Here is a 20,062-nt window from a genome sequence, read left to right as displayed (position 1 = left end):
ATGCGCCTGTTTCGCTCATTGACCTTGTTGTTGACCCTGGTCGCTCCCCTGGCGTTCGCCGACGACCTGTATCAGGTTGAAATGATCCTGGTACGCCAGAACGCCGAGCCGGCGATTGTCAGCCGCGCCGCACCGGAAGACTGGGACGCCGGCGCGCAACGCCTGGGCGCGGACAGCCAGCGCACGCCGGCCTTGGGCAACGTCGTCGAGAAACTCACCGCCAGCGGCCAATACACCGTATTGATGCACAAGGCCTGGCAGCAGACCCTCGGCGAACAGGGCCGAAAAGTTGCCATCAGCGACGGCACTGAACAGTTCGGCCAGTTTCCCATCGAGGGCACCCTGGAACTGAAACTGGGGCGTTTCACCGACGTGGATGCCGATTTCTGGGTCAACCAGATCGACGCCAATGGCCTGGTCACCGCCAGCGAGCGCCTCAAACAGCAGAGCCATACCAAGAATGGCCAACTGAACTTCCTCGACAACGGCCACCTCGGCCTGTTGATCAAGATCACTTCGCTGACTGCGCCCGCACCTCGGCAGGCACCTGAAGTCATTCCGGACTGATTGGCGCGCCTATGCCCTCGCCCCTGAGCAAACCCCTGGCACCTTCCTGGGTCAATCGATTCAAGGAACAGAGCCTGGAGCGCGGGCGCCGTTATGCGCTGGAAAACCGTGTCAGGATCGTCGAGGCCGGCGATAGCACCATCATCGCCAGTTGCGAAGGCTCTGGCGGCAGCGTCTACCGTCAGACCATTCGCCTTAAAGAGTCAGCCAAGGGCACGCTGATTCTGCTCGAAGCCGCTTGCTCATGCCCGGTGCGCATCAACTGCAAGCACTGCGCGGCCGTGTTGCTGCAAGTCCAGGAAACCCTGGCCTACCCAGCCGCCGAAAAGGACGCCCACCTACTGGAGAAACTCCAGGCGGTGCTGGACAACCGCAGCCCCAAGGCCCCGCCACAAGTGCTGGTGGACAACGTGCAGCCGGTGCCGCGCCTGTGGCTGGCCAGTATCGAGTTCAGCGCCTTCGAGCCACGCAACGGCAAGATGCAGCGCTACATCCAGCACCGCGCTGCCCTGTCCTTCAGTTATCTGGATGAATACGTCAGCGGCCAGCGCAACACCGACGTGCTGATTCGCCAGGAAACCCAGACGTTGCGGATAAAACGCCACACTGATGTGGAACAGTCCTACCGCGAACAACTACGAATCCTCGGCTTCAAAGTCGCGACCCGACAAAGCAAGGCCCTGCCGGAAAGCGCCGGCGAACTGTACGAAATGGTCAACGACAGCGCCTGGCTGACCTTCACCCTCAACGACCTGCCGAAACTACGCACCCAGGGCTGGGAACTGCAGATCGACGAGGACTTCGGCTTTGACCTGACGGCGGTGGACGAGTGGTATGCCACGGTCGAGGAAACGCCGGAGCGGGACTGGTTCGACCTGGAGCTGGGGATCATCGTCAACGGCGAGCGCCTGAGCCTGCTGCCGATCCTGTTGAACCTGATGCGCTCGCACATCGAATTGTTCAATCCCGAACGCCTGGCCCGGCGCCGGGACGATGAGCTGATCCTGGTCAACCTGCCCAACCGCCCGAACTCGGAGTTCGGCCCGCAGCAAGTGGCCCTGCCCTATGGCCGGCTGAAACCGGTGCTGGCGACCCTGGGCGAGTTTTACCTGCAAGAGCCCGGCACCACCAAACTGCGCCTCAACAGCGCGGACGCCTTGCGCCTGAACCCGCTGCAGGACATGCCGCTGACCTGGGAAGGTGGCGAACACATTCGCGGCCTGGCCCAACGCCTGCGGGACATCAAGGATTACACCGCCACCGCTCCAGAGGGCCTGAACGCAACGCTGCGGCCTTATCAACTCGAAGGCCTGAGCTGGATGCAGTCGCTACGACAGCTGGAAGTCGGCGGCATCCTCGCGGACGACATGGGCCTGGGCAAAACCCTACAGACCCTGGCGCACATTCTGAGTGAAAAAAATGCCGGGCGCCTCGACCGTCCGTGCATGGTAGTGATGCCGACCAGCCTGATTCCCAACTGGCTCGACGAAGCGTCCCACTTCACGCCGCAGCTCAAGGTCCTGGCGCTTTACGGTGCGGGACGCAAAAAACATTTCGAACGGCTGGTGGATTACGACCTGATCCTCACCACTTATGCCCTGCTCCCCAAGGATGTCGAGCGCCTGAAAGCGCAGCCACTTCACGTACTGATCCTCGATGAAGCCCAGTACATCAAGAACCCCACCAGCAAAGCCGCCCAGGCCGCCCGGGAGCTCAACGCCCGCCAGCGGCTGTGCCTGTCCGGTACGCCGCTGGAAAATCACCTGGGCGAATTGTGGTCGCTGTTTCACTTCCTGTTGCCGGGCTGGCTCGGGGACGTCAAGAGTTTCAACCGCGATTACCGTGTACCGATCGAAAAGCGCGGCAGCGATGTACGACTGCAGCACCTCAACGGTCGGATAAAACCCTTCCTGCTGCGCAGGACCAAGGAACAAGTGGCGACGGAGTTGCCACCCAAGACCGAGATCATCCATTGGGTCGAACTCAGCGACGCCCAGCGGGACGTCTACGAAACCATGCGCCTGGCGATGGACAAGAAAGTCCGCGACGAGATCACCCGCAAAGGCGTGGCTCGCAGCCAGATCATCATCCTCGAAGCACTGCTCAAGCTGCGCCAGGTGTGCTGCGACCTGCGCCTGATCAACGACGCCACCCTGCCCGCCCGAGGCAGCACCTCGGGCAAGCTCGACAGCCTGATGGAAATGCTCGAAGAGTTGTTTGAAGAAGGGCGCCGGGTACTGCTGTTTTCGCAGTTCACGTCCATGCTGGCGCTGATTGAGGATGAACTGAAGAAACGCGGCGTCGACTACGCCATCCTGACCGGCCAGACCCGGGATCGACGCACGCCCGTCAAGGAGTTCCAGAGTGGCAAGCGTCAGATCTTTCTGATCAGCCTGAAGGCCGGTGGTGTGGGCCTGAACCTGACCGAGGCCGACACCGTGATTCACTACGACCCGTGGTGGAACCCGGCCACCGAAAACCAGGCCACCGACCGTGCCTACCGCATCGGCCAGGAAAAACCGGTGTTCGTCTACAAGCTGATAGCCCGAGGCACGGTGGAAGAGAAGATCCAACTGCTGCAAAAGGAAAAATCCGACCTCGCCGCTGGCGTGCTGGATGGACGCGTGGCCGGCGATTGGAAATTGCAGAGCGACGATATCGAGGCGCTGTTCGCGCCGCTGCCGGACAAGCTCGAGAAGCGCTGACACTCCCTCAACTCATCCTGGGTGTCCATGAGTCTGGTGTTCACCGCAGAGCCACCGTGGGAGCGAGCTTGCTCGCGATAGCAGTGGTTCAGCCGGCTTAGATGCTGACTGTGTTGCCGTCATCGCGAGCAGGCTCGCTCCCACAGGGGGGGGGTTGCAATGTTCACACAACCAGAATCCCCTACTAATCAATCAGCTGCGCAGCTCTCAGCGCGCCGAGCGCCGCCAGCCAGCGTGGGTCCTGGCGGTACTCCGTGGAGGCACAGGCCTGTCCGCGCATGCGGGCGATCCGCGCCGAAGGCTTGACCTTCAGGCGCTGGGCAGCGCTCAGGGCCAGCTCCGCGGCGGCGCGATCGTTACACACCAGGCCCATGTCGCAACCCGCCGTCAAGGCCGCCTCGATACGACTGGCGGCATCACCGACCACATGAGCCCCGGCCATCGACAAATCATCGCTGAAGATCACACCGTCAAACTGCAACTCGCCGCGCAGGATGTCCTGCAACCAACGGCGAGAAAAACCAGCTGGATTGGCGTCAACCTGCGGGTAGATGACGTGGGCCGGCATGACCGCGGCCAGTTGCTTGCTCAGCTTGGCGAACGGTACCAGGTCGTTGGCGCGAATCTGTTCCAGGCTGCGTTCATCGTTCGGGATCGCCACATGGGAATCAGCCTCGGCCCAACCATGACCCGGGAAGTGCTTGCCAGTGGCCCCCATCCCGGCCGCGCTCATGCCACGGATGAAGGCACCGGCCAGCAACGCTGCGCGTTCGGGGTCACCTTCGAAGGCACGACTACCGACGACGGCGCTGCGCTGGTAATCGAGGTCCAGCACCGGGGCAAAACTCAGGTCGAGACCCACCGCCAGCACTTCGGTGGCCATGATCCAGCCGCACTGCTCGGCCAGGTATTCGGCGTTCGGGTTGTCGGCTATCGCCCGCATCGCCGGCAACCGCACAAATCCTTGGCGCAACCGTTGAACACGACCGCCTTCCTGGTCCACCGCCAATAGAAGGTCGGGGCGGATGGCGCGGATCGACGCACTCAATTCGCGCACCTGACGTGGATGCTCGATATTGCGGGCAAAAATGATCAGGCCGCCTACCTCGGGCTGGCGCAACAGGTGGCGATCTTCGGCCGTCAGCCAGGTACCGGCGACATCCACCATCAACGAGCCTTGCAGGCCAGCAGTCATAGCATTTCCTTAATAACGATGAACCCGTGCGGTGACACAGACACGACCACACCGCCAGGCCCAAGGCCCGGCAGGTCGCGGTCATGCAATAAAGAATGGAACGGGTTCGAAACGAGAGTCGGCATGGGCGGCTAGCTTAGCGGATGTAGGCAGCCGCGCCCACCCGTGCGCTCAAGCCTTGGCCAGCGCTGGCGTCGATTTGCTGCGTGGACGCAGTTGCGCAGCCGCCATGGCTTCATCGGTGATGCCACTTTCGGCACGCATGCCGGCTGCCAGGAACGGCACCATCAGGCGCATCACCTGCTCGATCGAGGTGTTCACGCCAAAATCGGTTTCAGCGATGGCCCGCAGCGCTTTGATACCGGACATGCTGAACGCGGCGGCGCCGAGCATGAAGTGCACCCGCCAGAACAGCTCGATGGGCGGAATGCGCGGCGCGGCTTCGTTGACCAGCAGCATGTAGCGACGAAAGACCTTGCCGTACATGTCTTCCAAGTAACGCCGCAGGTGGCCCTGGCTTTGGCTGAACGCAAGGCCCAACAGGCGCATGAAAATGGACAGATCGTTACCGCTGCGCGGTTGCACGACGAGGGCTTGTTCGACCAGGATTTCCAGCAGTTCTTCCAGGGTTGGCTTGACGTCGGGCTTGGCCTGGCGCCGCTCCAGTTCACGATCGAGGCTGAGGCAGAAAGGCCCGAGGAACCGCGAGAAAACCGCCTGGATCAACGCTTTTTTCGAGCCGAAGTGATAATTCACCGCCGCCAGGTTCACCCCGGCCTTGCTGGTGATCAGACGCAACGAGGTTTCGGCGAAACCTTTTTCCGCGAACAACTGCTCGGCAGCATCGAGAATGCGTTCAACGGTTTCCGACTGGGCCATGGTTACTCCGCCTGACAAACACTTGTTTGAAACATACGTTTCAGCCTAGGGGGTTGTCAAGCCTGCCGGGGCGTTTTGCGAACGGTCGGTCACGTATTTAACCACACCTTTTCACAGGTGGTAGCCCTGCCCCAACCAACAAGCCGACCGACCGTCCAGCGGCCCGCGAAAAAAGGAGGATTGCCAAGCGGCGTCCACTGTATATAATCCCAGTCACTGTATAAAAAGACAGAGCGATCAATATGCTAAAGCTGACGCCACGCCAAGCAGAGATTCTGGCCTTCATCAAACGCTGCCTCGAAGACAACGGCTACCCGCCGACCCGCGCGGAAATCGCCCAGGAACTGGGTTTCAAGTCGCCCAACGCGGCTGAAGAACACCTCAAGGCGCTGGCGCGCAAGGGCGCGATCGAAATGACCCCGGGCGCATCCCGTGGCATTCGCATCCCTGGCTTCGAAGCCAAGGCCGACGAAACCACCCTGCCGATCATTGGCCGGGTCGCGGCAGGCGCACCAATCCTCGCCCAGCAGCATGTCGAGGAATCCTGCAACATCAACCCTTCGTTCTTCCATCCACGGGCTGATTACCTGCTTCGTGTACACGGCATGAGCATGAAGGACATCGGCATCTTCGACGGTGACCTCCTGGCCGTCCACACCACCCGCGAAGCCCGCAATGGCCAGATCGTGGTGGCGCGAATCGGCGACGAGGTGACCGTCAAGCGCTTCAAGCGCGACGGCAGCAAGGTCTGGCTCATTGCCGAGAACCCGGAGTTCGCCCCCATCGAAGTGAACCTGAAAGACCAGGACCTGGTCATCGAAGGCTTGAGCGTCGGCGTCATTCGCCGCTAAAGGAGGCTTTATGCAGTTCCCTCACACACCACAACACACACAACTTCCGCTGTTCGAGGCATTCATGGCCCAACCGCTGGTTCCAGTCCTGAAAGAGGTCATCGAGTCGCCCTGGGGCGTCGAACCCGAGGCTTTCAGCGAACTGTCGTTACGTGGTGCGGCCGGAAACTGCCTGAACCTGCTGGCGCCGATTCTGCGAGAACTCAGCCAGGACCAGGATGCTCGCTGGTTGACGCTGATCGCGCCACCGGCCAGCGTTACCCAGGCCTGGCTGCGGGATGCCGGCCTGAACCGTGAACGCATCCTGTTGTTGCAGCCACGGGGCACCCAAAGCGCCCAACAGTTGACCTGCGAAGCCTTGCGCCTGGGCCGTAGCCACACCGTGGTCAGTTGGCTCAACCCATTGACCGCGACCGCACGGCAACAGTTGATCAGCGCCGCCCGCACCGGGGACGCACAAAGCCTGAATATTCGATTGGGCTAAGACAAACGCGGGGCTTCTCCAAGACAGAGAAGCCGGTCAGTCACATTATTCAAAAAGCCGACAGGCGGGATTAATGAAGGACCCGCGGCCCCTCATCCTTGTTGAATTCGCCTTCAACCAGGCGACCGGCCATCTGGACGCCCACGCTCAGCATCGCCTTGGCGACTTCGACGTGTTGGCCTTGGAGGAACACCTTGGCATCTTCGGAGAAGTTCAGGGTAACCAGAGAACCCTCGTCCTCGGCCCTGCGCAGCTCGATGCGGCCATCAGGAAGTTCGACAATTTCTAGAAAGGACGTAGGCATAAAAGTCTGTTCTCCACGAAAGGCGAGGATTATATAGTCATCGGCCAGGCTCCGCTCGGGATCTTGACCAAGCGTTATCAATGGACGTAAAGGGCCGAAGGGAAACTCAGCACTCGTTCAACCCTTCACGAAAGCGTATCGCCAAGCTCTTGAGGTTCTGGCGCCAGCTCTCCAGCTCTTCCCGGCTCAGCTCCTGCTCGGGATCCTGCTCGTCCAGATTGACCGCCACGATCAACGGCTGGGTCACGTCCCCCTTGGGCTTGCGCGGGGCTCGTGGCGGCTCGAACAGCGCCGCATGGGCCGCCAACAGCTTTGCCAGCCAGGTTTCCGGGTTGTGTGCCAGCTCGACCATTTCGGCCATTTCCGGGATGGCGATGGTTTCCAGCACTTCGCGGGTCAACAGCAGCTCGGCCCGCGGCGCATTCGCTTGTGGCAGGCGATAGAAACCCGCGATTTCATGGCATAACCCCAACAACGCACCGTATAGGTGAAACAGCGCGGACTCACGCCCTGCCTGGAGCAGCGCCGGGGAATTCATCGCACGCCCGTCTTCGGCCCGGGTGAGCGCTTCGAGCGACAGACCGGCGAAATAGATTTTCTGATTGGTGCGGGTATAGAGTTCGTGGGCCATGGCGGCATCTCCCCAACGAAATGAAAGCTTCACGCAAGTGCGACAGTGTCGTGGATCAACCAAGGCCACTGCAAGCCAAAAACAAAAAGGCCACATGAAAACCTATGGTTGTCATGTGGCCTTTTTGTTCAGTCGGGCCCTATCGAGGATGGCTGTGCCGCCCAGCGGGAGCAAGCTCCATCGCCATGGGGGTCTCGCCTAAACAGGCGTTCAATCAACGCTTGTCTTCAACCGTCCACTTACCGCCGTCGTAATAGGCCTTCCAGCCGGTCGGCTTGCCATCGACTTCAGTTTGCACGTACTGCTCCTTGGTCTTGCGGCTGTAGCGAATGACCGCTGGACGCCCTTCCGGATCCTTCTGCGGTGCTTCACAGAGGAAATGGTACTTCGGATCGATCTCGTCCTTGTGCGGCACGATCTCCATCACCAATGGCGCACGGGTCTCGCGGTTTTTCGGGAACTGGCTGGCTGCCAGGAACAGGCCGGAGGCGCCGTCACGCAGGATGTAGGTGTCGTTGACCTTCTCGCATTTGAGCTCAGGCATCTTCACCGGGTCCATCTTCGGCGGCGCCGCGTCACCGCTCTTGAGCAGTTTGCGGGTGTTCTTGCAGGTCGGGTTGGTGCAACCGAAGAACTTGCCGAAACGGCCGGTCTTGAGCTGCATCTCGCTGCCACACTTGTCGCATTCCAGGCTCGGGCCTTCGTAGCCCTTGATGCGATAAGTGCCCTCTTCAATCTCGTATCCGGCACAGTCCGGGTTGTTACCGCAGATGTGCAGCTTGCGCTTTTCATCCAGCAGGTAGGCATCCATCGCCGTGCTGCAGATCGGGCAGCGATGCTTGCCGCGCAGTACCAGGGATTCCGACTCGCCCTCGTCGTCCGCAGCGATTTCGTCGCCCGGCACCAGGTTGACGGTAGCCTTGCAGCGCTCCTTGGGCGGCAGGCTGTAGCCCGAGCAACCGAGAAACACGCCAGTCGAGGCGGTACGGATTTGCATCGGACGCCCGCAGGTCAGGCACGGGATGTCGGTCATGACCGGCTGGTTGGCGCGCATGCCGCTGTCAGGGCTTTCGGCTACTTCGAGTTTTTTCTTGAAGTCGCCATAGAATTCGTCGAGGACATTTTTCCAGTCCCGTTCGCCCTGAGCCACGTCGTCGAGGTTTTCTTCCATGCCGGCGGTGAAGCCGTAGTCCATCAGGTTCGAGAAGCTCTCGGACAGACGTTCGGTGACGATGTCCCCCATCTTTTCCGAATAGAAACGACGGTTGTGCAGCGCCACATAACCGCGGTCCTGGATGGTGGAAATGATCGCGGCATAGGTCGAAGGACGGCCGATGCCGCGTTTTTCCATTTCCTTGACCAGGCTGGCTTCGGAGTAACGGGCCGGCGGCTTGGTGAAGTGCTGGGTCGGATCGAGCTTGATCAGCTTCATCACGTCGCCCTGGGCCATGTCCGGCAGGACATCGTCATCCCCAGGCTTGGTGATCTGCGGCATGACGCGGGTGTAGCCGTCGAACTTCAGGATGCGCCCCTTGGCGCGCAGCTCGAAGTCGCCAGCACCGACGCTGACCGTGGTGGACAGGTATTGCGCCGGCAGCATCTGGCAGGCCAGGAACTGGCGCCAGATCAGCTCGTAGAGACGCTCGGCATCGCGCTCCATGCCCGACAGTTTGCTTGGCTCGGTGTTGGCATCGGACGGACGAATCGCTTCGTGAGCCTCCTGCGCGCCTTCCTTGCTGCTGTAGACGTTCGGCGTGTCCGGCAGGTACTTCTTGCCGAACTCGCTTTCTATATAAGTGCGCGCCATCGCCACGGCATCGGCCGACAGGTTCGTCGAGTCGGTACGCATGTAAGTGATGTAGCCGGCTTCGTACAAACGCTGGGCCATCATCATGGTTTTCTTCACGCCAAAGCCCAGGCGATTGCTCGCGGCCTGTTGCAGCGTGGAAGTGATGAACGGCGCGGACGGCTTGCTGCTGGTCGGCTTGTCCTCGCGCTTGACGATGCTGTAGCTGGACGCCTTGAGCTTCTCCAGCGCCGCCATGGCCTGGGCTTCATTGAGCGGCTTGAAGGCTTCACCCTTCTCGCGGGCCACGTCGAAGCGCACAGTCGCGCCTTTGGCAGTGCCGAGGTCGGCGTGGATTTCCCAGTACTCTTCAGGGATGAACGCCCGGATTTCCCGCTCGCGCTCCACCACCAGCTTCACGGCGACCGACTGCACGCGACCAGCCGACAGGCCGCGGGCGATCTTGGCCCACAGCAGCGGCGAAACCATGTAGCCCACCACACGGTCGAGGAAACGCCGCGCCTGTTGGGCGTTGACCCGATCGATATCCAGCTCGCCCGGCTGGGAGAAGGCTTCCTGGATGGCCTTCTTGGTGATTTCGTTGAACACCACGCGCTTGTAGCGGCTGTCATCCCCACCAATGGCTTCGCGCAGGTGCCAGGCAATGGCTTCCCCTTCGCGGTCCAAGTCCGTCGCGAGATAGATGGTGTCGGCATCCTTGGCGAGCCGACGCAGTTCTTCGATGACCTTTTCCTTGCCTGGGAGGATCTCGTACTTGGCTTTCCAGCCGTGTTCCGGATCGACCCCCATGCGTGAGACCAGCTGCTTGCGCGCCTTGTCTTTCGGCGACAGCGCCGGCGCTTCACCGGCAGCAGCCTTGCCGCGCTTGGCGGCTGGCTCCTTACTGGCGCTAGCCGAACCGCTGGTGGGCAGGTCTCGGATATGGCCGATACTCGACTTCACCACGTATTGGTTGCCCAGATACTTGTTGATGGTCTTGGCCTTAGCCGGGGATTCCACAATGACCAGCGATTTGCCCATGGATCAGAAAATTCCTGAATTCTAAAAAGTGAAAGGCGGTTGGCGCCTGACGCGGCACCGCTATATATAGTGGCTGCAAGGTGAGGTCAAGCGCAGGGTTGCCCGCATGCCGGCCTCAAGGCTTGGAAAAAATGCTCTCCTCGGCCTGCACCAAAGCAAAGCGTGGCACCTGTTCGCCGTCAACCTCGACGGACTCCTCGAACATGCTCAAGGGACGCACCCAAAAGCCGTAATCGCCATACAGGGCTTGATAGAAGACCACTTCTTCCTCGGTCTCGGAATGCCGCGCAATGCTGAATACGCGATACTGAGGACCTTTGTAATGCTGGTAGAGCCCAGGTTGTATCGGCATGCTTTGGCCCTCACTCAAATCTTTTCAAAATAAAAACAAATCTTTGTCTACTAACCCCGAAAAAACAAAAACCGGGGCACTTGGCCCCGGCTTCCATCGACGCAACGCTTAGACGCGTTCGAAGACAGTGGCGATGCCTTGGCCGAGGCCAATGCACATGGTCGAGACACCGAAGGTGCCGCCATTCTGCTTCATGACGTTGAGCAGCGTGCCGGAGATACGCGCACCGGAGCAACCGAACGGATGACCCAGGGCGATCGCACCGCCGTGCAGGTTAACCTTCTCGTTCATCTTGTCGAGCACTTTCAAATCTTTCAGCACTGGCAGGGCCTGTGCGGCGAAAGCTTCGTTGAGCTCGAAGAAGTCGATATCGGCGATACTCAGGCCTGCACGCTTCAAGGCTTTCTGCGTGGCCGGTACTGGACCATAGCCCATGATCGCCGGGTCCACACCCGCCACGGCCATCGAACGAATCACTGCCATCGGCTGGATACCCAGGTCCTGGGCACGCTGGGCCGACATCACGATCATGCACGAGGCACCGTCGGTGATCTGCGATGAAGTGCCAGCTGTCACGGTGCCACCCTTCGGATTGAAGGCAGGCTTGAGGGCCGCCAGGCTTTCCAGGGTGGTTTCCGGACGAATGGTTTCGTCGTAGTCGAACAGCTTCAGGAAGCCATTCTCGTCATAGCCCTGCATCGGGATGATCTCGTCCTTGAACTTGCCTTCCACGGTCGCCTTGTGGGCGAGCTGGTGGGAACGCACGCCAAAGGCGTCCTGCTGTTCGCGGCTGATGCCGTGCATCTTGCCCAGCATTTCCGCAGTCAGGCCCATCATGCCCGAGGCCTTGGCCGCGTACAGCGACATGTGCGGGTTCGGATCGACGCCGTGCATCATGCTCACGTGGCCCATGTGCTCGACACCACCGACGACGAACACATCGCCGTTGCCGGTCATGATCGCCTGGGCGGCGGTGTGCAGCGCGCTCATGGACGAACCACACAGGCGACTGACGGTCTGGCCGGCCGCGGTGTGAGGAATCTGGGTCATCAGCGAGGCCATGCGGGCGATGTTCCAGCCCTGCTCCAGGGTCTGGTTCACACAGCCCCAGATCACGTCTTCGACTTCGTTGGGGTCGACCTTGACGTTGCGCTCCAGCAGCTTGCTGATCAGGTGCGCCGACATGTCTTCGGCGCGGGTGTTGCGGTGCATGCCGCCCTTGGAGCGGCCCATCGGCGTACGACCGAAGTCGACGATCACGACGTCTCTAGGATTCAAGCTCATAAAATGTTCTCTCGCTCTAGTCGTTGGGCGCTTAACCGAAGAAGCGTTGGCCGTTCTTGGCCATTTCACGCAGCTTCGCGGTCGGGTGGTACAGCGCGCCCAGATCAGCGTACTGGTCAGCCAGGGCAACGAACTCGGCCACACCGATCGAATCGATGTAACGCAGCGCACCGCCACGGAATGGAGGGAAACCGATACCGTAGACCAGACCCATGTCGGCTTCGGCGGCGGTTTCGACAATGCCGTCTTCCAGGCAACGCACGGTTTCGAGGCACAGCGGGATCATCATCCAGTTGATGATGTCCTCGTCGGTGACGTCGCGCTGCTCGTAGACGATCGGCTTGAGCACTTCCAGCACCGACGCATCGGCGACTTTCTTCTGCTTGCCGCGCTTGTCGGTCTCGTAGGCGTAGAAGCCCTTGCCATTCTTCTGGCCCAGGCGCTTGGCTTCGTAGAGCACGTCGACAGCCGAACGACGGTCGTCTTTCATGCGGTCCGGGAAGCCTTCAGCCATGACGTCGCGACCGTGGTGGCCGGTGTCGATGCCGACCACGTCCATCAGGTACGCCGGGCCCATCGGCCAGCCGAATTTTTCCATGATCTTGTCGATGCGCACGAAGTCCACACCGGCGCTGACCAGCTTGGCGAAACCGCCGAAGTATGGGAACAGCACGCGGTTGACCAGGAAACCCGGGCAATCGTTGACGACGATCGGGTTCTTGCCCATTTTCTTGGCGTAGGCCACGGTGGTGGCAACAGCCAGCTCACTGGACTTCTCGCCACGGATCACTTCCACCAGCGGCATCATGTGCACCGGGTTGAAGAAGTGCATGCCGACGAAGTTCTCCGGACGCTTGAGGGCCTTGGCCAGCAGCGAGATGGAGATGGTCGAGGTGTTCGAGGCGAGGATGGTGTCCTCCTTGACCTTGTCTTCGACTTCAGCCAGTACCGCCTGCTTGACCTTCGGGTTCTCGACAACCGCTTCGACCACCAGGTCGACATGGCCGAAATCGCCATAGGACAGCGTCGGACGAATGCCGTTGAGCACTTCGGCCATCTTCGCGGCGGTCATGCGCCCCTTGTCGACGCGACCGACCAGCAGCTTGGCGGCTTCGGCCAGGCCCTGCTCGATCCCGTGTTCGTTGATGTCCTTCATCAGGATCGGCGTGCCCTTGGACGCCGACTGGTAGGCGATGCCGCCGCCCATGATGCCGGCGCCGAGCACGGCGGCCTGCTTCACGTCACGGGCGATTTCGTCGTAGGCCTTGGCCTTTTTCTTCAGTTCCTGGTCGTTGAGGAACAGGCCGATCAGGCTTTGCGCAGCCGAGGTCTTGGCCAGCTTGACGAAGCCGGCGGCCTCGACTTCCAAGGCCTTGTCGCGACCGAAGCTTGCGGCTTTCTGGATAGTCTTGATCGCTTCGACCGGCGCCGGGTAGTTCGGGCCAGCTTGACCGGCCACGAAACCCTTGGCGGTTTCGAAGGCCATCATTTGTTCGATGGCGTTGAGCTTGAGCTTTTCCAGCTTCGGCTGGCGCTTGGCCTTGTAGTCGAACTCGCCGCTGATGGCGCGCTTGATGGTTTCAAGGGCCGCTTCCTGGAGCTTGCCAGGTTCGACCACCGCATCCACGGCGCCGACTTTCAGTGCGTCTTCGGCACGGTTTTCCTTGCCGGCGGCAATCCACTCGATGGCATTGTCGGCACCGATCAGGCGCGGCAGGCGCACGGTACCGCCGAAGCCCGGGTAGATACCCAGCTTGACTTCCGGCAGGCCGATCTTGGCCGTGGTGGCCATGACGCGGTAATCCGCCGCCAGGCACATCTCCAGGCCGCCACCCAGGGCGATGCCGTTGATGGCCGCGACGGTCGGTACGTTGAGGTCTTCGAAGTCGCTGAAAATACGGTTGGCTTCGAGGTTGCCAGCGATCAGTTCGGCATCGGGCAGCTTGAAGTTGTCGACGAATTCGGTGATGTCGGCACCGACGATGAACACGTCCTTGCCGCTGCTGACGATCACACCCTTGATCGAAGCATCTGCCTTGATAGTGTCTACGGCCTGACGCAATTCATTCAGGGTTAGACGGTTGAACTTGTTGACGGACTCACCCTTGAGGTCGAATTTCAGTTCGACGATGCCACTTTCAAGAGCCTTAACCGTGATGGCTTTACCTTCGTAAATCATCAACTGATCTCCACGATATGGAAGCTGAACAGTACACGTTGGACGCTGGCCACTGGTTCGACACTGACGTTACCGTCGATGCTACGCCAATCCGCCAGGCACACCCGTCAACGCGATAGTCGGGGTCTGTAGGAGCGTTCTGAAAATACAAACGCTCAATTCATACGCCCGTTTGATTTGGGTACGTCACCTTCACGGAATTTCCGACAATTGTCAATCGCCCTAAACACGGGCGAGAACGCGACTTTACGGTCATTTCCGTACCGTACGGATCCGCAACACGGCGCCGCATGCGCAGCTATTCATAGGATCAATCATTAGAAAAATCGCCCTAATTCCAGACATATCGGGTCCAGCCGACTACGCTGTCGGGAGCGCGATTGAAATTTCAGGAACGAAGGGCGCTGCGAACGCACGCCCCGACACGAGATGGATTACCGGCCTGCCTGGCCAACCGCCCGATGAAACTGTCGGGCTTTTTTATGCCAGTAGGAGCTGCCGAAGGCTCGGGCCGCGTTCGGACGATCTTTTGATCTTTCACTTGAGACCCAATGGCCAGGGCAAAGATCGCAGCCTCGCTTCGCTCGACAGCTCCTACGCAGCCAAAGTCGCTCAGGCCAGCGCCTTGAGCGTGCTGGCAATGTCTTGCAAAACACTGGCTTCGCCTTTTTCGCCCCAGTACACCGCAATCATTTGCCGGTCGGCTTCGACTTTGTAGACGTTGGCCGGCAATTTTTCGAAATGATTGAGCAAGGACTCATCCTGGCAGACTTCCCGCCACTGATTGGCCCAGACGCCCGGTGCCGTTTGCCAATAGCTCCAACAGGCCGGCTGGTTGCCTCGCCGAGGCCGATAGTACTGGGCACAGGGGTTTGGCGGCTGCTGGCCGAGCCAGTGCGGCCACTCCTGTGGCGCCAGTTGCATGGCCAGGCCCAGGCGTCGCGCTTCCATGCGCAGGGCCATGCGACCGCTCTGTACACGGGACGGACGCAACCATGCCAATGGACTTAACACCACCAACAGGATTGACAGCACTATCCAGACCGTCATATTCGTACTCCCCGATTCTGATGAGCCATTGACCCAGGTCGCCGTCAATGCGCTTGAAACCAGCCATACTTACCGTATCGCAATTCTCTGGAGTGCCTTCCATGTACTACAACCACGTTCTGGTCGCCGTTGACCTCACTGAAGAATGCGATCCGGTCGTCAAGCGCGCCCTCGCCCTTTGCGAAGGCCGAGACACCCAGCTGTCGCTGGTGCATATCGTCGAACCAATGGCCATGGCCTTCGGCGGCGACGTGCCGATGGACCTTTCCCAGTTGCAGCAGCAGCAATTCGACCAGGCCAAGGAACGCCTTGACCGACTGATCGTGAAATACCCGGCCCTGAAGAAGGAGTTCAGCCACTTGACCTACGGCCAGCCACGCCAGGAGATCCATCACCTGGCCAAGGAACAGGGTTGCGACCTGATTGTCGTCGGCAGCCATGGTCGCCATGGCCTGGCGTTGCTGCTGGGCTCGACTGCCAACGATGTGCTGCATGGCGCGCCTTGCGATGTGCTGGGGGTGCACTTGGTCACGCCCACGTGAGCCTTATCCCCGTGGGGGAGCGCGCCTGCTCGCGAAAGCGGTGTGTCAGCCAAGACCAATGGCGCTGATCGACCGCTATCGCGAGCAGGCTCGCTCCCACAGGGATTGGTTTCTTATCTCAATGGATCAAGCGTCCAGCTCGGCCCAGCGCTCGACCAATGCATCCAGCTCGGCCTGCAGTTGTTCCAACTGCGCGATAACCTTGGCGGTTTCGGCAGCAGGCCGCTGGTAGAACCCGGCGTCGGCCATTTCGGCTTCCACCGCGGCGATCTGTTGCTCCTTCGCATCGATATCGCCCGGCAGAGCCTCCAGCTCGCGCTGCAGTTTGTAGCTGAGCTTTTTCTTCGCGGGGGCCGGAGCTGCGGCGGCAACCGGCGCGGGCTCGGCCTTGACCACCGCCGAATTCAGGTCGGCCTTGCCGGACTTGCTCTCGGTGACCCCAAGCAGACGCGGCGAGCCGCCCTGGCGCAGCCAGTCCTGATAACCACCGACGTATTCACGCACCAGGCCTTCGCCTTCGAACACCAGGGTGCTGGTGACCACGTTGTCGAGGAATGCCCGGTCGTGACTGACCATCAGGACGGTGCCGTTGAAGGTCAACAGCACTTCTTCCAGCAACTCCAGGGTTTCCACGTCCAGGTCGTTGGTCGGTTCGTCGAGCACCAGCAGGTTCGCTGGCTTGCTGAACAGCTTGGCCAGCAACAGACGGGCGCGCTCACCGCCCGACAGCGCCTTGACCGGCGTACGGGCACGCTGTGGACTGAACAGGAAATCGCCGAGGTAGCTCAACACATGACGGCTCTGGCCATCGATGTCGATGAAATCGCGGCCTTCGGCCACGTTGTCGATCACGGTCTTTTCCAGGTCCAACTGATGACGCAACTGGTCGAAGTAGGCAACGTCGATCTTCGTACCCTCCTCCACCTTGCCATTGGTCGGCACCAGGCCGCCAAGCATCAGCTTGAGCAAAGTCGTCTTGCCGGTGCCGTTGGCCCCTAGCAAACCGATGCGATCGCCACGCTGCAAGACCATGGAGAAGTCCTTGATCAGGAACGGGCCGCCAGGGTGGGCAAAGCTCACGTTCTCAAGGACCATCACCTGCTTGCCGGACTTGTCGGCAGTATCCAACTGGATATTGGCCTTGCCGGTACGTTCACGGCGCTCGCTGCGCTCAACGCGCAAGGCCTTGAGGGCCCGCACTCGGCCTTCGTTGCGGGTGCGACGAGCCTTGATGCCCTGGCGAATCCAGACTTCTTCCTGGGCCAGTTTCTTATCGAACAGGGCATTGGCGGTTTCTTCCGCCGCCAGCGCCGCTTCCTTGTGCACCAGGAAGCTGGCGTAGTCGCCGTTCCAATCGATCAGGCCGCCGCGGTCCAGTTCAAGGATGCGCGTCGCCAGGTTCTGCAGGAAGGAACGGTCGTGGGTGATGAACAGCACCGCCCCCTGGAAGTCCTTCAGGGCTTCTTCAAGCCAGGCGATGGCGCCGATGTCCAGGTGGTTGGTCGGTTCGTCGAGCAGCAGCAGGTCGGGCTCGGAGACCAGGGCCTGGGCCAGCAGGACGCGGCGACGCCAACCGCCGGACAACTCGGCGAGGGTCTTGTCGGCCGGCAATTGCAGGCGGCTCAGGGTGCTGTCGACCAGTTGCTGCAGACGCCAGCCGTCGCGGGCCTCGAGGTCGTGCTGCACGTGCATCAACTTGTCCAGGTCGGCGTCGGTGACGATGTTCTGGCTCAGATGGTGATACTCGGCCAACAGCGCGCCGACACCGTCCAGGCCTTCGGCAACCACGTCGAACACGGTCCGCTCGTCGGCCACCGGCAATTCCTGGGGCAATTCGCCGATCTTCAGGCCCGGCGCACGCCAGACCGAGCCGTCGTCAGGCTTTTGATCGCCCTTGACCAGCTTCATCATGCTGGACTTGCCAGTGCCGTTGCGGCCGATGATGCACACCCGCTCACCACGGGCGATCTGCCAGGACACCTTGTCCAACAACGGCATAGCGCCGAAAGCAAGGGACACATCGCTGAATTTGAGCAGGGTCATGAGCTTCTCCAAAAACCGGGCGCGCATTCTACCTGAGATGAGGCCTCAAGGGTCCGCCAATTTCGCTACTGAAGCACTCTGCACGACAAATGTTGCGAACTTGCACCGACAGCCCTGCAAAGCTTTCGCCGGCTGCTGGCAAAAGGCTAAGCTACAGACAGTTACCCTGGGTTAACCCTTGGGCTTGTCATGTTTTTTCTGCCCGGACGTCTCATGCGCAGTCGCCTTTTCAGTGTTTTATCGTGTCTTTTTGTATGTGCCACTGCCGTTCAATCCGCTCAGGCGGTGGATATTTCCACTCAGCGCCAGTATTACAACGAGGCCAAGCGGGCCTTGGCCAAGGGTGATTCGGGCCCTTACTTTCGCTACAGCCAGGCCTTGCGCGATTACCCGCTGGAGCCGTACCTGGCCTACGACGAACTGACCGCTCGCCTCAAGAGCGCCAGCAACGCCGAAATCGAAAAATTCCTCGCCGAGCACGGTGACCTGCCCCAGGCCAACTGGATGAAACTGCGTTGGTTGCGCTGGCTGGCCGAGCGCGGCGATTGGGCGACCTTCGTCAAGTATTACGACCCCAAGCTCAACTTCACCGAACTGGACTGCCTCAACGCTCAGTACCAGCTCAGCCATGGCCTTAAGGCCGAAGGCTATGCCAATGCCGAAAAGCTCTGGCTCACCGGCAAGTCACAGCCCCAGGCCTGCGACGCGTTGTTCGGCCTATGGGCATCCCAAGGCCAGTTGACCGAGCAGAAACGCTGGGAGCGCACCAAGTTGGCTGCCCAGGCGCGCAATTATCCGCTGGCCAACAGCCTGGTCAGCGGCCTGACCACCCTCGCCCCCCGTGGCAAGTTGCTGGTGGACGTGGCGCAGAAACCTGAGCTGCTCAACCAACCCTCGCGTTTCAGCCCGGCCGATGAACCGATGTCCGATATCGTCAGCCTCGGCCTGCGTCGCCTGGCCCGCCAGGATCCGGAAAAAGCCATGACGCTGCTGGATGGCTACGCCAGCACCATGCATTTTTCCCGGGATGAAAAAGTCGCGATTGCCCGGGAAATCGGCTTGACCCTGGCCAAGCGCTTCGACAGCCGCGCCTTGGACGTGATGACCAAATACGACCCGGAACTGCGCGACGACACCGTTTCGGAGTGGCGCTTGCGCCTGCTGCTGCGCCTGGCCCGTTGGGACGATGCCTACCAACTGACCCGCCGCCTGCCCGAGTCGCTGGCCAGCACCAACCGCTGGCGCTACTGGCAAGCCCGTACGCTGGAGCTGGCGCAGCCGCAAAACCCCGAGGCCCTGGCGCTCTACAAGCACCTGGCCCGTGAGCGGGACTTTTATGGCTTCCTGGCCGCCGACCGCTCCCAGTCGCCGTATTCCCTCGTCAACAAGCCACTGGTGATGAGCCAGGCGCTGATCAATAAGGTGCGCAACACACCGGGCGTGCGCCGGGCGCTGGAGTTTCATGCCCGTGGGGACATCGTGGACGGACGCCGCGAGTGGTATCACGTCAGCCGGCATTTCAACCGGGACGAAATGGTCGCCCAGGCGAAACTGGCCTATGACCTGAAATGGTATTTCCCGGCCATTCGCACCATCAGCCAGGCCAAGTACTGGGACGACCTGGACATCCGTTTCCCGATGGCCCACCGCGACACCCTGGTGCGCGAAGCCAAGGTGCGTGGCCTGCATTCGAGCTGGGTGTTCGCAATCACTCGCCAGGAAAGCGCCTTCATGGACGACGCCCGCTCCAGCGTCGGCGCCGCCGGTCTGATGCAACTGATGCCTGGCACCGCCAAGGAAACCGCGCGCAAGTTCAGCATTCCCCTGGCCTCCCCTCAACAAGTGTTGAACCCGGACAAGAACATCCAGTTGGGCGCGGCCTACCTGAGCCAGGTTCACAGCCAGTTCAACGGCAACCGAGTCCTCGCCTCGGCGGCCTACAACGCCGGCCCCGGTCGCGTGCGCCAATGGTTGCGCGGTGCCGATCACCTGAGCTTCGACGTCTGGGTGGAAAGTATTCCATTCGACGAAACCCGCCAATACGTGCAGAACGTGTTGTCATATTCGGTGATCTACGGCCAGAAGCTCAACTCACCGCAACCGCTGGTGGACTGGCATGAGCGGTATTTCGATGATCAGTGAGTATTAGCGCAAGCTGTTACTGAGAAG

Annotated in this window: 16 protein-coding genes; 6 read left to right on the top strand and 10 right to left on the bottom strand. The window is 60.8% G+C overall.

The features are described 5' to 3' along the window. Both ACIPQ1_RS00440 and ACIPQ1_RS00435 read left to right on the top strand, forming a co-directional pair. A complete protein-coding gene (locus tag ACIPQ1_RS00440; protein WP_186705225.1) occupies positions 1-567 on the top strand; it encodes a CsiV family protein in 567 nt (188 codons plus the stop codon). Positions 568-578: 11 nt separating this feature from the next. After that, complete coding sequence (locus ACIPQ1_RS00435) at positions 579-3,272, top strand: DEAD/DEAH box helicase (protein ID WP_411386945.1); 2,694 nt, start codon at positions 579-581, stop codon at positions 3,270-3,272. A gap of 184 nt (positions 3,273-3,456) precedes the next feature. Here ACIPQ1_RS00435 and nagZ read toward each other — a convergent pair whose 3' ends face one another. Together nagZ and ACIPQ1_RS00425 are read right to left on the bottom strand one after the other, a co-directional pair. Next, positions 3,457-4,455, bottom strand: a complete 999-nt coding sequence (gene nagZ / locus ACIPQ1_RS00430) for a beta-N-acetylhexosaminidase (RefSeq protein ID WP_250962705.1) — start codon at positions 4,453-4,455, stop codon at positions 3,457-3,459. Between the two features lie 183 nt (positions 4,456-4,638). Beyond that, positions 4,639-5,346 carry a TetR family transcriptional regulator gene (locus tag ACIPQ1_RS00425; protein ID WP_446533359.1) on the bottom strand — a complete coding sequence of 236 codons (708 nt, stop codon included), beginning with the start codon at positions 5,344-5,346 and terminating at the stop codon, positions 4,639-4,641. A 242-nt stretch (positions 5,347-5,588) separates the two neighbouring features. Here ACIPQ1_RS00425 and lexA point away from each other — a divergent pair, with 242 nt between their 5' ends. Together lexA and sulA are read left to right on the top strand one after the other, a co-directional pair. Beyond that, positions 5,589-6,197, top strand: coding sequence for a transcriptional repressor LexA (gene lexA / locus ACIPQ1_RS00420; protein WP_003199651.1), 609 nt, complete (start codon positions 5,589-5,591; stop codon positions 6,195-6,197). Between the two features lie 10 nt (positions 6,198-6,207). Continuing rightward, on the top strand, positions 6,208-6,681 hold the full coding sequence (sulA, locus tag ACIPQ1_RS00415) for an SOS-induced cell division inhibitor SulA (RefSeq protein WP_003199648.1): 474 nt from the start codon (positions 6,208-6,210) through the stop codon (positions 6,679-6,681). Positions 6,682-6,751: 70 nt separating this feature from the next. On the opposite strand, the gene ACIPQ1_RS00410 is transcribed toward sulA, so the two are convergent. The 7 genes from ACIPQ1_RS00410 to ACIPQ1_RS00380 form a co-directional block, all read right to left on the bottom strand. Beyond that, positions 6,752-6,985, bottom strand: coding sequence for a hypothetical protein (locus ACIPQ1_RS00410; protein ID WP_250962697.1), 234 nt, complete (start codon positions 6,983-6,985; stop codon positions 6,752-6,754). Between the two features lie 106 nt (positions 6,986-7,091). Beyond that, positions 7,092-7,616 (bottom strand): DUF6586 family protein, encoded by a 525-nt coding sequence (locus ACIPQ1_RS00405; RefSeq protein WP_186705229.1) that lies wholly within the window; start codon positions 7,614-7,616, stop codon positions 7,092-7,094. Between the two features lie 214 nt (positions 7,617-7,830). Further along, the gene (gene topA / locus ACIPQ1_RS00400) at positions 7,831-10,443 is read right to left on the bottom strand and encodes a type I DNA topoisomerase (protein ID WP_446533358.1); all 2,613 of its coding nucleotides are present in this window, start codon (positions 10,441-10,443) and stop codon (positions 7,831-7,833) included. Positions 10,444-10,558: 115 nt separating this feature from the next. Next, positions 10,559-10,795: a DUF1653 domain-containing protein gene (locus tag ACIPQ1_RS00395; RefSeq protein WP_003199644.1), complete on the bottom strand. Its 237-nt coding sequence runs from the start codon at positions 10,793-10,795 to the stop codon at positions 10,559-10,561. Between the two features lie 108 nt (positions 10,796-10,903). After that, on the bottom strand, positions 10,904-12,079 hold the full coding sequence (fadA, locus tag ACIPQ1_RS00390) for an acetyl-CoA C-acyltransferase FadA (protein WP_053120718.1): 1,176 nt from the start codon (positions 12,077-12,079) through the stop codon (positions 10,904-10,906). 31 nt (positions 12,080-12,110) lie between these two features. Further along, positions 12,111-14,258: a fatty acid oxidation complex subunit alpha FadB gene (fadB, locus tag ACIPQ1_RS00385; RefSeq protein WP_411386943.1), complete on the bottom strand. Its 2,148-nt coding sequence runs from the start codon at positions 14,256-14,258 to the stop codon at positions 12,111-12,113. A 612-nt stretch (positions 14,259-14,870) separates the two neighbouring features. Further along, entirely contained in the window at positions 14,871-15,308 is a 438-nt protein-coding gene (locus ACIPQ1_RS00380; protein WP_411386942.1) for a hypothetical protein, read from the bottom strand. Between the two features lie 101 nt (positions 15,309-15,409). On the opposite strand from ACIPQ1_RS00380, the gene ACIPQ1_RS00375 reads away from it, so the two are divergent. Continuing rightward, complete coding sequence (locus ACIPQ1_RS00375; RefSeq protein WP_446533357.1) at positions 15,410-15,850, top strand: universal stress protein; 441 nt, start codon at positions 15,410-15,412, stop codon at positions 15,848-15,850. Between the two features lie 126 nt (positions 15,851-15,976). On the opposite strand, the gene ACIPQ1_RS00370 is transcribed toward ACIPQ1_RS00375, so the two are convergent. Beyond that, a complete protein-coding gene (locus ACIPQ1_RS00370) occupies positions 15,977-17,893 on the bottom strand; it encodes an ATP-binding cassette domain-containing protein (protein ID WP_186705233.1) in 1,917 nt (638 codons plus the stop codon). Between the two features lie 213 nt (positions 17,894-18,106). On the opposite strand from ACIPQ1_RS00370, the gene ACIPQ1_RS00365 reads away from it, so the two are divergent. Beyond that, positions 18,107-20,035 (top strand): transglycosylase SLT domain-containing protein, encoded by a 1,929-nt coding sequence (locus tag ACIPQ1_RS00365; protein ID WP_411386941.1) that lies wholly within the window; start codon positions 18,107-18,109, stop codon positions 20,033-20,035. Positions 20,036-20,062: the final 27 nt, after the last annotated feature.

The organism is Pseudomonas sp. LARHCG127 (assembly GCF_052871455.1).
The sequence above is the reverse complement of the archived record's forward strand: the minus strand, read 5'-3'. Positions and strand labels throughout refer to the sequence as shown.

Coding starts and splice junctions, on each gene's coding strand:
- ACIPQ1_RS00440 (WP_186705225.1), top strand. CDS start 1: ATGCGCCTGTTTCGCTCATTGACCTTGTTGTTGACCCTGGTCGCTCCC.
- ACIPQ1_RS00435 (WP_411386945.1), top strand. CDS start 579: ATGCCCTCGCCCCTGAGCAAACCCCTGGCACCTTCCTGGGTCAATCGA.
- ACIPQ1_RS00425 (WP_446533359.1), bottom strand. CDS start 5,346: ATGGCCCAGTCGGAAACCGTTGAACGCATTCTCGATGCTGCCGAGCAG.
- lexA (WP_003199651.1), top strand. CDS start 5,589: ATGCTAAAGCTGACGCCACGCCAAGCAGAGATTCTGGCCTTCATCAAA.
- sulA (WP_003199648.1), top strand. CDS start 6,208: ATGCAGTTCCCTCACACACCACAACACACACAACTTCCGCTGTTCGAG.
- ACIPQ1_RS00410 (WP_250962697.1), bottom strand. CDS start 6,985: ATGCCTACGTCCTTTCTAGAAATTGTCGAACTTCCTGATGGCCGCATC.
- ACIPQ1_RS00405 (WP_186705229.1), bottom strand. CDS start 7,616: ATGGCCCACGAACTCTATACCCGCACCAATCAGAAAATCTATTTCGCC.
- topA (WP_446533358.1), bottom strand. CDS start 10,443: ATGGGCAAATCGCTGGTCATTGTGGAATCCCCGGCTAAGGCCAAGACC.
- ACIPQ1_RS00395 (WP_003199644.1), bottom strand. CDS start 10,795: ATGCCGATACAACCTGGGCTCTACCAGCATTACAAAGGTCCTCAGTAT.
- fadA (WP_053120718.1), bottom strand. CDS start 12,079: ATGAGCTTGAATCCTAGAGACGTCGTGATCGTCGACTTCGGTCGTACG.
- fadB (WP_411386943.1), bottom strand. CDS start 14,258: ATGATTTACGAAGGTAAAGCCATCACGGTTAAGGCTCTTGAAAGTGGC.
- ACIPQ1_RS00380 (WP_411386942.1), bottom strand. CDS start 15,308: ATGACGGTCTGGATAGTGCTGTCAATCCTGTTGGTGGTGTTAAGTCCA.
- ACIPQ1_RS00375 (WP_446533357.1), top strand. CDS start 15,410: ATGTACTACAACCACGTTCTGGTCGCCGTTGACCTCACTGAAGAATGC.
- ACIPQ1_RS00370 (WP_186705233.1), bottom strand. CDS start 17,893: ATGACCCTGCTCAAATTCAGCGATGTGTCCCTTGCTTTCGGCGCTATG.
- ACIPQ1_RS00365 (WP_411386941.1), top strand. CDS start 18,107: ATGCGCAGTCGCCTTTTCAGTGTTTTATCGTGTCTTTTTGTATGTGCC.